This is a genomic window from Kaistella yananensis (genome assembly GCF_026107505.2).
GTDB classification, from domain to species: Bacteria; Bacteroidota; Bacteroidia; order Flavobacteriales; family Weeksellaceae; genus Kaistella; species Kaistella yananensis.
This window is the reverse complement of record NZ_JAPCHZ010000002.1, coordinates 324,522-337,474: the sequence shown is the minus strand read 5'-3', so window position 1 is coordinate 337,474 and position 12,953 is coordinate 324,522. Positions and strand designations below refer to the sequence as shown.

Below are 12,953 nucleotides of genomic sequence, written 5' to 3'. Positions count from 1 at the left end.
ATGAGCTTGGAACTTACCATCAGCGAGGCGATAAAAACCGCCATGAAAGATAAAGACAAAGTAGCACTCGATTCTCTGCGTGCCGTAAAATCTCAGATCATGTTACTAAAAACCGAGGCCAAAGGCGCCGAAGTTTCGCCGGAACAGGAAATTGCTATTCTACAGCGCATGATAAAGCAGCGCAAAGATTCTTACGAACAGTTTACTGCACAGAACAGGACTGATCTTGCAGAAGTGGAAGAAGCACAGATGAAAGTGATCGAAAAATTTCTTCCCAAGCAGCTTTCTGCGGAAGAACTAGAAAGGGAAATGAAAAAAATCATTGCCGAAACCGGTGCACAAAGCGCCAAAGACCTGGGAAAAGTAATGGGAGTTGCCAGTAAGGCGCTTACAGGAAAAAGTGACGGAAAAAGCATTTCCGAAATGGCTAAGAAATTACTCTCCTAAAAACAACGGATATTCAACCTTTGCATATCGATTTGATTGAAGCCCGGCGTATGTAATGCGCCGGGTTTTTTATGACAAAAAGACAAAAATTGATTTTCGGAATGATTTTGATGCTCATTATGAATGAAATTTAGTGCACGAAATTCATTAAATTTGCAGTGAGAAAAGTCTCAATTTTAACCATAAATAATTTTTTATATGTATCCAGAAGAATTAGTAATGCCGATGAAGGCTGAGCTTACCGATAAAGGATTCCAGGATTTAACCACTCCTGAAGAAGTAGCTAACGCAATTAAAAAAGAAGGTACTACCCTTTTGATGATTAACTCTGTTTGCGGGTGCGCAGCAGGAGCAGCAAGACCGGGGGTGATTTTTTCTTTAACAGGAGATAAAAAACCAGATCAGTTAACCACTGTTTTTGCAGGTTTCGATAAAGATGCGGTAGCAGAAGCAAGAAAATTCCTGGCACCGTTCCCGCCAAGTTCGCCATGTGTAGCGCTTTTCAAAGATGGAGAGTTGGTTCACATGCTTGAAAGACATCATATCGAAGGAAATCCTGCCGGGGCCATTGCTGCCAACCTTCAGGCTGCTTATGACGAATATTGCTAAAAGAAATATTTAGTTACAACTGGAATTCCGCTTTATTGGCGGAATTTTTTTTATGAAAAACCGGCATAGCAACTTTGTAGGAAATATATTATATTTGTATCAATGGCAACAAAAGCGCTTTTTAATACCGTTGTAAACTGGTTTATCCGCCAGAGGATCGATCAGATCCAGAATTTCATCAATCACCCTATCGAAACGCAAAACGGCGTCTTATTCTCTCAGCTTTATCACGCAGAGAATACGGATTATGGGAAGATTCACGGCTTCAGCTCTATTTCCAGCTACGAAGATTTCTGCAAAAATGTTCCCATCGTTACTTACGAAGATTTCGAACCTTATATTGAAAGAGCACGACAGGGACAACCCGATGTTTTCTGGCCCGGATATATCCGCAAGTTTGCAAAATCTTCGGGAACCACCAATGCGAAGAGCAAATTTATTCCGATTTCTGAAGAAAGCTTAGAAGACTGCCATTTCAAGGCCGGGAAAGATTTACTTTCCATCTACGCGAATAATCATCCTGAAAATTCACTCTTTTCAAACAAGAATTTAAGACTTGGCGGAAGTTCAGAACTGTATGAAGATTTCAATACAAAATTTGGCGACCTCTCGGCAATTATGATTGAAAACCTCCCGTTCTGGGTGGAAATTACCACGACGCCAAGCAAAAAAGTCTCTTTAATGTCGGAATGGGAAAGTAAATTGAAAGCGATTATTTCTGAAGTGAAAAATGAAGATGTAGGGAGCATGACCGGCGTGCCAAGCTGGATGATGGTTTTGCTGCAACGTACCTTAGCAGATACAGGAAAACAAACGATTTCTGAAATATGGCCCAATCTTGAAGTGTTTTTTCATGGTGGCATCAGTTTTACACCTTATCGAGAACAGTATAGAAAAATTATCGGTAAAGACATTAATTATTACGAAATATACAACGCTTCCGAAGGTTTTTTTGCCATTCAGGATCAGCCAGGCAGTGACGAAATGCTTTTGATGCTTGATTATGGAATTTTCTATGAATTTATTCCGATGGATAAATTTAATCCCGATAATTTAGAGGCCATCCCATTGCAGGAAGTTGAAATCGGTAAAAATTATGCGGTTGTAATTACCACCAACAGCGGGTTGTGGCGCTATCTGATTGGCGACACTGTAAAATTTACCTCGCTGCAGCCATTCCGCATTAAAATTTCTGGAAGAACAAAACATTACATCAACGCATTTGGTGAAGAACTGATGATCGACAATGTAGAAACTGCATTAGCCAAAGCCTGCGAAATAACCAATTGTTCAGTTACCGATTTTACGGGCGCTCCGGTATTCATGAAAGACGGCGAGAGCGGCGCCCACGAATGGATTTTCGAATTCACCCAGGAACCTGAGGATCTGGAGCGCTTCACCGAAGTTTTCGATAATTACCTTAAATCTGTAAACTCCGACTACGAAGCCAAACGCTATAATAATATGACCTTAAAAAAGCCGATCGTGCATATCGCAAAACCTCAGCTTTTTTATAACTGGATGTCGTCCCGCGGAAAGCTTGGCGGACAGAACAAAGTTCCACGGTTAAGCAACAACAGAGAATATATAGAACCTTTGCTGCAAATGAACCAATAAAAAAATCCGCTGTATTCAGCGGATTTTTTATTTACTTTTTCAGATCTTCTTTTACTTTTTCGGCGCCATCTTCTACTTTTTCAGCACCTTTTGCGGCGGCATCTTTTACATCTTCACCAGCTTTTTTGAGTTGTGTTCCTGCATGTTCGGCAGCCTCATCAATTTTTTCGCCTGCCGCATTTAATTTTTCTTTGGCTTTGCCTACCGTTGCATTGATGGTTGCAGAATCCAACGCCGTAGACTTTTCTGTTTCTATAGTTGTAGTGGATACACTTCCGTCGGGATTCTCGGTAGTTTCGACCTTTGTTTCCGATTGTTTGCAGCTCATCAACATTAATGAGAATACTGCTGCGGTTAAAAAATATTTTTTCATAATTAGGTGATTTGTAAGGTTTAAATTTAAAAAAAATTATGGTTGATTTGGTGTTTCAGAAGGTAGATTTTCTGTTGGAGCATTCTGTTTTTGTCTTTTAGCCTTCTCAGCATCCAGTTTTTTCTTTTCTTCAGCCAGTTTGTTTTCGGCTTTTTCTTTTTCTTCTTTGGCTTCATTCAGCAATTTTTCTTCTTCCAATTTAAGCGCTGTTTTTTTCAGAGAATCCTGATATTTTAGCGACGAAATTTTTATCCGCCTGGCCACATCCACGGAAGTTGCACCCACCGAAAAAGAATCTACGGCTGTGGTATCATAAGGAACAGTGACAATTTCTTTTTCCACAGGAACCGTTTGAACCGCTTCTTTTCCGCAGGAAAACAGCGATAGAAAAAATACAGATAATATAAAACTCTTCATTTTAATCAATTTTGAATTCTGTAATTACAGGAAAGTGATCTGAAACTTTCGCGGATCGGTCTACTTTGTAACTGATGGGCTTTAATTCCGGCGAACAGAACACATAATCAATCCGGATCGGGAATTTATAGTCGTGAAAACTTGTTGAGCTGCCACTACCCGTTTCTACGAAAACATCTTTCAGGTTTTTACCGATTTGATAATATTCATAGGAATTTGGAACAGCATTGAAATCTCCCGCCAAAATTACCGGATAAGGCGATTCTGAAACCGCACGCTGAACATCAGCAACTTCATCCTGATGATTTTTGAATGTAGGGACCAGCTTTCTTATAACGTATCTCAACTTGAGTTTGTTTTTATCCAGGTCTTCAGAAGGTTTCACTTTGCCTTTTTCAAAAGAAAAAGGACTCAGATAAACATTAATCAACCGGATTTTTTTCCCGTTGACTTCCACATCGGCAAAAAAAGAATTTCCGTTTCCTACCGTTGCAATTTTACCTTGTTCAAGGATTTTAATTTTTGAGTTTAATGCTACGATTTCGTAAGCATCCGTTCTGTGCTCATAACCTGGAACTTTGAATTCGCTTGCATATTCCTGGGCTAAAATAATATCTGCATCCGTAGTTTTCAGGTAATCATAAACCTTTTGATAGCCGAAAAGTGTTCCTCCTTTTATATTAACTGAAACGATTTTTAAATTGGCTTTTTCGTGAGCTGTGTCACTGTAATTCAGCCATCTTCTGGTTGGGTTGATTAAAAATAAACTAAGCAGTAAAAATAAAAACACCCGTTTTTTCCAGAGCACGAGCCAAAATACGCAGAGTAAAACATTCAGAATCATTAATACCGGAAAACTGAGTGAAAGCATATTCACCCACGGAAAAACCCGAGGCGGAATGTAATCATTCAATAATGTTCCCAACAAAAGAACAATAATGACCAGGTGAAAAAGTGTGAGTAAAAAACGGAATATTTTCACAAAAACTCAGCTTAATTAAAACGGTAAAGGTGTTTTTTCCAGATTTTGGCCAGTATAAAACCAACTAAAGCTCCACCAACATGGGCAAGATGTGCAATTCCGCCTGCATTTCCGGTAACTCCTAAATAAATGGAAACGATGATTACCACCGGCATCAGATATTTTACTTTCACCGGAACCGGGATAAACATTAACATGATTTTGGCATCTGGATATAACGTTGCAAAAGCGGCAATGACACCAAATATTGCTCCTGACGCACCCACCATCGGCACCGAAATTATCGACTGTAATTTGCTTACAAGTCCCTGCTGCTCGAGTACAGCCTCAGAATTTCCTTTAAAGGAAACACTCTCACCGTTCATGTAACCGGCTAAATCGAATCCCAAATTTTGCAGGCTGGACTTTATCTGCTCAACTTCCACAAAATTCCAAAGATTAAAAAGGAAAAAAGCGCCCAAACCACTTACAAAATAAAGGATTACATATTTTTTGTCTCCCAGCACCTGCTCCAGAACAGGCCCAAAACTGTAAAGCGTCATGAGATTAAAGAGAATATGCAGAAAACTCCCATGCATAAACATATGCGTAATGATTTGCCAAGAATGGAAAAACGGGGAGAAAGGATAAAATGCCGCTAAATATCTGTACATCAAGTCGGTCTGCAAAACGTAAGTCAGGATAAATACGACGATATTTATGATTATAATATTGCGGGTAATGGGGGGTATGTTATTGAACATTTGCTTTAAAATTTATTTTTTAATTCATCCAGTGGGATTTCTATATAACATCTTTTCCCGCCGGGTAAATACTCCGGGAAACCCAGTGCGGTAAAATCGCGTATTACCTGCTCGGCGTCAATTTTATAAAGAAAATCAAAACGGGATTTGCTTTGTATTTTGTTCCACTGGTTTTGATAGAAATTAAGGAATTCCTCTTCGGTTTTGTACTCCAGAATGTCGAAAAGATTCTCCATGAATTTCATGACCTGGGTTTCTTTCAAACCTTCCGGAACAGCGTCTATTCTCAACACATTATCGTTCGCAATCACCATTTCGAAACCAAGTTCAGGTAAAAATTTCTTTATTGAACGGAATTTGTTTTTCTCGGTTTCATTCATGTGATATTCCAGAGAAAAAAGCAAGGTATGTTTTTCATTGCTGAGTTTTTTCTTTGCATTTCTTTCGCTTATCACCAGACGCTGCATGCGTCCAAGGTCGAGCATCAGCGTTTTGCCGCCTTTATTGAAAAGCCAGTAGCCGTTCGGAAGCCTCATTAAATCCTCATCGAAATCTTCATCCTCAAAAAGATTTATTTTAGAAGGTTCTGCGGGAATATTCTGCTGATACATTTCCGTAAGGGCGGTTCGGTCTCCGGCAGAAGCTCTTTCTTCCAAAAACGGATTATAGTCGCGGTCTACTGTAATTTCAGGTGCGCGGAAACTGCTGCTTTTACTGGTTTGGTGAACAAATGCATCGATGCTTGCATCCCTGTCGAAATCAAGGCTTGGAGCCACATTATAAATGCCCAAAGATTTTTTAATCGTGGAACGGACCAAGGCGAAAATTAAATTCTCGTCTTCAAATTTCACCTCGGTTTTTTGAGGATGAATATTAACGTCAACTTTCTCCGGATCAAGCTCCAGAAAAAGGAAAAATGTAGGAATATATCCGGGCAAAAGCAGACCTTCAAATGCTTCCTGTACGGCCTTGTTGAAATAAGCACTGCGGAAAAACCTTCCGTTGACAAAGAAAAACTGTTCGCCACGAACTTTCTTCGCGCCTTCGGGTTTTGCAACAAATCCGTGAAGTTTTATCCATCCTAAATCTTCTTTAATCGGAATTAAAATAGAATGAAGCTTACGGCCGAAAATCTCTACAATTCTCTGCAGCAGACTCGATTTACGAAGCCGGAAAACAATATCATCGTTATGAAAAAGCTCGAAATCCAGATTTTCATGAGCCAATGCAACCCTTTGAAATTCATCAATAATATGACGGAATTCTACATTGTTGTTTTTAAGGAATTTGCGTCTCGCCGGAACGTTGTAGAAGAGATTTTTTACTGAAAAGTTAGATCCTTCGGCAGTCTGTATCGGTTCCTGAAACTGAAATCCGCCTCCTTCGATGTAAATATTGGTTCCGGTTTTGGCGTCTTGGGTTTTGGTTTTCAGTTCCACCTGAGCCACCGCAGCGATAGAAGCCAGCGCTTCACCACGGAATCCTTTGGTTGAAATCCTGAAAATATCTTCGGTGGTACTTATTTTTGACGTCGCGTGTCTTTCAAACGCAAGTCGGGCATCGGTTTCGCTCATTCCGCTGCCATTATCTACAACCTGAATTAAATTTTTTCCCGCATCACGAACAATGAGTTCAACTTTTGTAGCTCCTGCATCAATGGCGTTTTCCATAAGTTCTTTTACAATAGACGCAGGCCGCTGCACCACTTCTCCCGCTGCGATTTGGTTGGCGACATGATCCGGCAAAAGTTTTATAATATCTGACATTTTTTTATTCTCCCACAAAAATAACAATTAGATTCGGGGTTTTGGAAATTTAATAATGATTAGTTTTTCTGCAGTTATCTGTATTTAGCTGCATCTATTTTGGTGGTAATTTTATGGAATACTTTTTCGGAGAAGTTCCTTTGATCAGAAAGATGTTTCAGTTCAAAATTTCTCTTTTTCCGGATGACCATAAAATGATAATCGTCCTGTTCCCAAATCCCGTACTTCTCGAAATATGCAAGTTCTAAACCGTTTTTCTCCAGATGCTGCATCAGGGTAAAAAGTTCTACTTCCTGGTCAATTACCTGCAGGCTTTCGGGATGGTTAATTCTCGCATAACCAATATATTGCGGATTCGGAATATTGATAAGAATATTTGTTTTTTCCGTGGCAATTTCTGCCAAATTTGCAAAAAGTTCTGCGTGATGCTCCAAAGGAATATGTTCGATAACGTCCATTAAAGTAATCATATCGAAGCCTGAATTTTCAGGTTTATATTTCACCACATCAGCGACATCAAAATGGATGTTTTTTTTGTGTTTCAGTTCGTTTTTTGCAACGGCAATACTTTTTTCGCTTAAATCCACGGCTTCGATGATTCCGTTCTTTACTTTTTTTGCGAGAAGTTTCGTGAAAATTCCAACACCACAACCCAGTTCCAGGACTTTAGAATCGGTATTCAACCCGCCGTTCAGCAATCTTTTATAAAGAGAAATAAGTCTTTCATTGGCACCTGTTTTTATTTGCCGCTGAACGTACTCATCATAAAATTCAGAGATTTCATTCTGTTTCATTGCGTAAAAATAATGATTTATTTTTTGCTTCGATAGCTAAAAAAACTTCCTGAAAATTTCAGGAAGTTTAGAGTGATCATTTTTTTAAGTTTTATTTTTTTAATCCTTTAATCCCCATTTCATACAATGCAAAACTCAATAAATCAGCATTTTCACCGATGACCTGATCTGTACTTCTGCCTGCTCCGTGGCCCGCATTCACTTCAATTCTTACCAAAACCGGATTATTACAAGACTGTTTTTCCTGAAGCTCAGCACCAAATTTAAAAGAGTGCGCCGGAACAACGCGGTCGTCGTGATCGCTGGTAATAATCATGGTTGATGGATAACAAACTCCTTTTCTAACCTGATGTACTGGTGAATAAGATTTCAAATATTCGAACATTTCTTTGCTGTCTTCGGCTGTTCCGTAATCGTAGCTCCAACCTGCTCCTGCCGTAAATTTATTATAACGCAGCATATCTAAAACGCCCACACCAGGGAAAGCCACTTTAGCAAGATCCGGACGCATCGTCATCGTAGCTCCCACTAAAAGTCCACCATTTGAACGGCCTGAAAGCGCCATGTATTCTTTGGAAGTATATCCTTTCTGCTGAAGATATTCTCCTGCTGCAATAAAATCTTCAAACACGTTTTTCTTCTGCATCTTGGTTCCTGCATCGTGCCATTTTTTACCGTATTCGCCGCCACCACGAATGTTTGGAACGGCGTAAATTCCACCATTCTCCATCCAGATTGCGTTTACTACAGAAAATGCTGGCTGCAGACTGATGTTGAATCCTCCATAAGAATACAAAATTGTTGGGTTTTTACCGTCGAGTTTTGTTCCTTTTTTATAGTTGATCATCATCGGAATTTTGGTGCCATCTTTCGAAGTGTAAAATACCTGCTCCGATACATAATTTTCAGGATTGAATTTTACATTTGGCTTTTGATACACTTCAGATTTCCCGCTGTCGGCATTATATTTATAAATTGTTCCGGGGGTAATATAGTTGGTGAATGAAAAATACAGGTCTTTTTCTTTTTCTTTTCCGCCAAATCCAGATGCAGTTCCGATTCCCGGAAGGTCGATTGTTCTGATGAGTTTTCCGTCGTAATCGAACTGTTTCATGCTGGTTACCGCGTCTTTCATATATCTTGCAAAAATATATCCGCCCCCTGTTGACACGCTCAACACGTTTTCAGTTTCAGGAATCACATCAGTCCAAACATTCGGATTGTTGATGTTAAATTTCACCAAACGCATGTTCGGGGCGTTTTTATCGGTTAATGCATAAATATAATCACCTTTGGAATCAATAAAGTCCGTATTGAAATCATATCCTTTCTGTACCGGAATGAAATCTGTTTTATTTTTGAGGTCTTTAATATAAAGTTCGTTTCCGTTTGTCGCTTCCGAAGCGCTCAGAATCTCAAATCTTTCATCATCAGAAACACCGATTCCCATGTATCTGCGTTTGAAATTTTCGCCTCCAATGATTAACCTGTCGGCAGACTGCTTTGTTCCAAGTTTATGGAAATATACTTTGTGGGTATCTGTTTTCGCAGAAAGTTCGCTGCCTTTTGGTTTGTCGTAGCTGGAATAATAAAATCCTTCATCACCCAACCAGGAAGTTCCGGAAAACTTAACATCCACAATCGTTTCATCAATGATTTCTTTAGTTAAAGCATTCATAATGATGATTTTATTCCAGTCGCTTCCACCTTCGGAAATTCTGTAGGCTACAAGATTTCCATTTTTATTGAATGAAACTCCGGCAAGCGAAGTGGTACCTTTTTCAGAAAATTTATTCGGATCGAGAAAAATTTCAGTTTTACCGTTTTTATCGGTTCTGTAAAGAACAGATTGTGCCTGCAGACCATCATTTTTATAGAAATAGGTAAAATCGCCTTCTTTAAAAGGAGCACCAATTTTTTCATAATTCCAGATGTGTTTCAGCTGTGATCTCAGTTCTTCCCGAAACGGAATATTTGCAAGGTAATTATTGGTAAATGCTACTTCACGCTGAACCCAGTCTTTGGTATCTTCAGCCATGTCATCCTCTAACCAGCGGTAAGGATCTTCTACTTTAGTTCCGAAATACTCATCCGTGTGTTCCACTTTTTTAGTCTCCGGATAATTGAGGGAATTATTCATTTTTTGAGTAGTACAGGAGGCAAAAAACAACGCTCCTGTAAGCATAGTAATTGAATTGGTCTTCATTTAAAACAGTTTTTTCAAATTTATAAAATTAAAACTGTATTCATGTACAGCATCTAAATATTAACAAACTTTAAAATAAAACCTTACAAAAAAGGAATAGGATTTGCTTAACTTCACCCATAAAAGTTTTAGTATGAGAAAAGAAACAGGAATATTATTGGCGGGAGGTCTTGGAGTGGTAGTTGGTTTAGGAATTTTTGGTATTAAAAAATTTTTAGCCAAAAAACACAAAGACTATCACGATTATTATTCAGATTTCCACTGCCATTTTAGTAAAAACAAATATAAAGATGACGGCCATCATGGGGTTGAATTTTTAGCAATGCTATAGAAAATAATCTTTCACCATAGATCCCGGATTCATTGAATTCGGGATTTTTTGTGGAAAAGTGTCGGCATAAACTCATTATTTTAACAACTGAAGCTTTTACTTTTGCTCAAAACAATTAATCTAACATTATAAAATGTCTTCTGAAAATTTTAAAAAAGGTCAGGGTGCGCAGCGAAACGAAATCAACCGTTTCGACAGATACACTTTTGAACCTGAAGAAGAAGATTTTCAGAAAACAAAAACGGTTTTCACAAAAGTTTTCCCCAAAACAATCGTCAATGAAGTAAAAAGTCCGGATTTGAGGATGGAATATTCCCTTAATCCATATCAGGGCTGCGAACACGGCTGCTCTTACTGTTTTGCCAGACCTACGCATGAATTTTGGGGATATTCTGCCGGAACCGATTTCGAACGCAAAATCATGGTGAAAAAAAATGCTCCAGAATTGCTCGAAAAATTTTTTCAGAAAAGAAATTATGTTCCAAAAACAATCACCCTTTCCGGCAATACCGACTGTTATCAACCTGCTGAGCGGGAATTTGAAATCACCAGAAAACTTCTTCAACTTTGCCTCGATTACCGGCATCCGGTTTCAATTTTAACAAAAAATGCTTTGGTTTTAAGAGATTTGGATATTCTAAAACCTTTGTCTGAGCAGAATCTGGTTTCGGTTTCTTTCAGCATTCCAACAGTCAACGAAGAGATTCGCAGAAAAATGGAGCCACGGACTTCCTCGGTAAAAAATAAACTGAAAGCCATTGAGATTTTAACCGAACATAAAATCCCTGTCGGTGTTATGGTTGCACCCGTAATTCCAGGTTTAACAAGCGATGAAAGTCTGAAAATCTTAAAAACCATTTCCGAAGCCGGCGCACAGAAATTCGGATATGTTTTGATAAGGCTTAATGACACCGTAGAACCCGTGTTCGTCAACTGGATCAACGCCCATTTCCCTGACAGAGCAGAGAAAGTCCTGAATCATATCCGCTCCATGAGAGGCGGAAAACTGGGTGAAAAAAGATTTCATGAACGCTATAAAGGCGAAGGAAATATTGCAGAAATGATTCACGATACTTTCGCTTTAGGCAAGAGAAAATTCTTCGCAAATAAAGAATTTACACCACTTTCTACTGAAAATTTTACGGGCAGCAAAGACCAGCAACTCAAACTTTTTTAAAGTAAATATTATTTTCACCTGAACTTATTTTGTCCCAAAAACCTATGGAATAAACTTTTTAGTTATTTTTAACAAAATTTTCAGCAATGGTTTTAAGCAGAATTTGGAGCGCATTTATTATTGTCGCCATTATAGTTGCAAGTATAAAATATTTGTTTTCAGATAATTACAAGGCAATTTACAACGACATGGTGGTCGGCAAAAGTGGAGACACGGTGCAGATTGCTTCAAAAAAAATGGCTGAACTGAATCCTGAAATCCAGAATGCGCTGCTCGCCAACCCGGATTTTGATCAAAACAGGGTTCATTATAAAACAGATTCTGCAAAATCTGAAGTCCAGATCTACCGGGTTCAGGAAACCGATGGCGTAATTGGAACTTCCGAAACGGCCGTGAAAATCTGTCTTGGTTTGATTGGGATTATGACCCTTTTTATGGGTTTCATGAGTATAGCTGAAAAAGCAGGCGGAATAAATTTATTATCGCGACTGATACAGCCTTTTTTCTCCAAATTATTTCCAGAAATTCCGAAAAACCATCCTTCATTCGGACATATGTTGCTGAATTTCAGTGCTAATTTATTAGGTTTGGATAATGCCGCAACCCCGTTCGGACTGAAAGCGATGGAAAGTCTGCAAACTTTAAATCCTGATAAAGAACGGGCCAGCAATTCGCAGATTATGTTCCTGTGCCTTCATGCCGGAGGTTTAACCTTAATTCCTGTCTCCATCATTGCCATCCGTGCATCGATGGGTTCGGCTACACCAACAGATATTTTTCTGCCCTGTATGATCGCCACTTTTGCAGCAACCATGGCAGCAATGATTATTGTTTCCATTTATCAGAAGATCAACCTTTTTCAGCCTGCAGTAATCGCCTATGTTGGCGGAATATCAGTTATTGTAGGTCTTTTGGTTGTTTATTTGGTAAACCTTACAAAAGAAGGTCTCGATAATTTCAGCATGCTGTTGAGCAACGGAATTATTCTGCTCATCTTTTTCGCGATTGTTCTGGGTGCGGTTTATAAGAAAATTAATGTTTTCGATGCTTTTATTGACGGAGCGAAAGAAGGATTCTGGACTTGTGTGAAAATTATTCCTTATCTGGTAGGAATGCTCATCGCAATTTCTCTGCTGAGAACTTCAGGAGTTTTTGATGTTTTAATCGATGGCATGAAATGGGTAGCGGCGGTATTTGGTTTCGACACGAGGTTTGTTGACGGCTTACCGACCGCACTAATAAAACCGCTTTCAGGTTCCGGTGCAAGAGGAATGATGGTGGACACGATGCAGACTTTCGGAGCAGACAGTTTCCAGGGAAGATTGGCCGCTGTACTTCAGGGAAGTTCGGATACTACGTTCTACGTTATCGCAGTATATTTCGGTGCGGTGGGGATTAAAAACACAAGATATACTGTAACTGCGATGCTTTTAGCAGATCTTGTGGGAATCATTACTTCCGTGATTTTGGCTTATATTTTCTTCGCTTAAA

13 protein-coding genes are annotated in these 12,953 nt (G+C 39.1%); 6 read left to right on the top strand and 7 right to left on the bottom strand.

The window, feature by feature from the left end; genetic code table 11:
- The 3 genes from OK344_RS05805 (at position 1) to OK344_RS05795 (ending at position 2,673) form a co-directional block, all read left to right on the top strand.
- A complete protein-coding gene (locus OK344_RS05805) occupies positions 1–447 on the top strand; it encodes a GatB/YqeY domain-containing protein (RefSeq protein WP_265143891.1) in 447 nt (148 codons plus the stop codon).
- Positions 448–645: 198 nt separating this feature from the next.
- Complete coding sequence (locus OK344_RS05800; RefSeq protein ID WP_088468429.1) at positions 646–1,056, top strand: BrxA/BrxB family bacilliredoxin; 411 nt, start codon at positions 646–648, stop codon at positions 1,054–1,056.
- 102 nt (positions 1,057–1,158) lie between these two features.
- On the top strand, positions 1,159–2,673 hold the full coding sequence (locus OK344_RS05795; protein ID WP_265143890.1) for a GH3 auxin-responsive promoter family protein: 1,515 nt from the start codon (positions 1,159–1,161) through the stop codon (positions 2,671–2,673).
- A 31-nt stretch (positions 2,674–2,704) separates the two neighbouring features.
- Here OK344_RS05795 and OK344_RS05790 read toward each other — a convergent pair whose 3' ends face one another.
- From OK344_RS05790 to OK344_RS05760, 7 genes are all read right to left on the bottom strand, one after another.
- Positions 2,705–3,046: a hypothetical protein gene (locus OK344_RS05790; protein WP_265143889.1), complete on the bottom strand. Its 342-nt coding sequence runs from the start codon at positions 3,044–3,046 to the stop codon at positions 2,705–2,707.
- A gap of 36 nt (positions 3,047–3,082) precedes the next feature.
- Positions 3,083–3,463, bottom strand: coding sequence for a hypothetical protein (locus OK344_RS05785; RefSeq protein ID WP_265143888.1), 381 nt, complete (start codon positions 3,461–3,463; stop codon positions 3,083–3,085).
- Between the two features lies 1 nt (position 3,464).
- A complete protein-coding gene (locus OK344_RS05780) occupies positions 3,465–4,445 on the bottom strand; it encodes an endonuclease/exonuclease/phosphatase family protein (protein WP_265143887.1) in 981 nt (326 codons plus the stop codon).
- Between the two features lie 11 nt (positions 4,446–4,456).
- Positions 4,457–5,188 (bottom strand): rhomboid family intramembrane serine protease, encoded by a 732-nt coding sequence (locus tag OK344_RS05775; RefSeq protein ID WP_265143886.1) that lies wholly within the window; start codon positions 5,186–5,188, stop codon positions 4,457–4,459.
- Positions 5,189–5,193: 5 nt separating this feature from the next.
- Positions 5,194–6,954 (bottom strand): DNA mismatch repair endonuclease MutL, encoded by a 1,761-nt coding sequence (gene mutL / locus OK344_RS05770; RefSeq protein WP_265143885.1) that lies wholly within the window; start codon positions 6,952–6,954, stop codon positions 5,194–5,196.
- A gap of 74 nt (positions 6,955–7,028) precedes the next feature.
- Complete coding sequence (locus OK344_RS05765) at positions 7,029–7,748, bottom strand: class I SAM-dependent methyltransferase (protein ID WP_265143884.1); 720 nt, start codon at positions 7,746–7,748, stop codon at positions 7,029–7,031.
- Between the two features lie 91 nt (positions 7,749–7,839).
- Positions 7,840–9,954, bottom strand: a complete 2,115-nt coding sequence (locus tag OK344_RS05760; protein ID WP_265143883.1) for a prolyl oligopeptidase family serine peptidase — start codon at positions 9,952–9,954, stop codon at positions 7,840–7,842.
- A 133-nt stretch (positions 9,955–10,087) separates the two neighbouring features.
- Here OK344_RS05760 and OK344_RS05755 point away from each other — a divergent pair, with 133 nt between their 5' ends.
- The 3 genes from OK344_RS05755 to OK344_RS05745 all read left to right on the top strand — a co-directional run bounded on the left by OK344_RS05755 (position 10,088) and on the right by OK344_RS05745 (position 12,952).
- Positions 10,088–10,285 (top strand): hypothetical protein, encoded by a 198-nt coding sequence (locus OK344_RS05755; protein WP_088468420.1) that lies wholly within the window; start codon positions 10,088–10,090, stop codon positions 10,283–10,285.
- Between the two features lie 133 nt (positions 10,286–10,418).
- Positions 10,419–11,462 carry a PA0069 family radical SAM protein gene (locus tag OK344_RS05750; RefSeq protein WP_265143882.1) on the top strand — a complete coding sequence of 348 codons (1,044 nt, stop codon included), beginning with the start codon at positions 10,419–10,421 and terminating at the stop codon, positions 11,460–11,462.
- Positions 11,463–11,548: 86 nt separating this feature from the next.
- Positions 11,549–12,952 (top strand): spore maturation protein, encoded by a 1,404-nt coding sequence (locus OK344_RS05745; RefSeq protein WP_265143881.1) that lies wholly within the window; start codon positions 11,549–11,551, stop codon positions 12,950–12,952.
- The last annotated feature ends 1 nt before the right edge of the window (position 12,953 follow it).

What these genes read in the sequence shown, in the direction of transcription:
- OK344_RS05805 (WP_265143891.1), top strand. Translation starts at nt 1, where the DNA reads ATGAGCTTGGAACTTACCATCAGCGAGGCGATAAAAACCGCCATGAAA.
- OK344_RS05800 (WP_088468429.1), top strand. Translation starts at nt 646, where the DNA reads ATGTATCCAGAAGAATTAGTAATGCCGATGAAGGCTGAGCTTACCGAT.
- OK344_RS05795 (WP_265143890.1), top strand. Translation starts at nt 1,159, where the DNA reads ATGGCAACAAAAGCGCTTTTTAATACCGTTGTAAACTGGTTTATCCGC.
- OK344_RS05790 (WP_265143889.1), bottom strand. Translation starts at nt 3,046, where the DNA reads ATGAAAAAATATTTTTTAACCGCAGCAGTATTCTCATTAATGTTGATG.
- OK344_RS05785 (WP_265143888.1), bottom strand. Translation starts at nt 3,463, where the DNA reads ATGAAGAGTTTTATATTATCTGTATTTTTTCTATCGCTGTTTTCCTGC.
- OK344_RS05775 (WP_265143886.1), bottom strand. Translation starts at nt 5,188, where the DNA reads ATGTTCAATAACATACCCCCCATTACCCGCAATATTATAATCATAAAT.
- mutL (WP_265143885.1), bottom strand. Translation starts at nt 6,954, where the DNA reads ATGTCAGATATTATAAAACTTTTGCCGGATCATGTCGCCAACCAAATC.
- OK344_RS05765 (WP_265143884.1), bottom strand. Translation starts at nt 7,748, where the DNA reads ATGAAACAGAATGAAATCTCTGAATTTTATGATGAGTACGTTCAGCGG.
- OK344_RS05760 (WP_265143883.1), bottom strand. Translation starts at nt 9,954, where the DNA reads ATGAAGACCAATTCAATTACTATGCTTACAGGAGCGTTGTTTTTTGCC.
- OK344_RS05755 (WP_088468420.1), top strand. Translation starts at nt 10,088, where the DNA reads ATGAGAAAAGAAACAGGAATATTATTGGCGGGAGGTCTTGGAGTGGTA.
- OK344_RS05750 (WP_265143882.1), top strand. Translation starts at nt 10,419, where the DNA reads ATGTCTTCTGAAAATTTTAAAAAAGGTCAGGGTGCGCAGCGAAACGAA.
- OK344_RS05745 (WP_265143881.1), top strand. Translation starts at nt 11,549, where the DNA reads ATGGTTTTAAGCAGAATTTGGAGCGCATTTATTATTGTCGCCATTATA.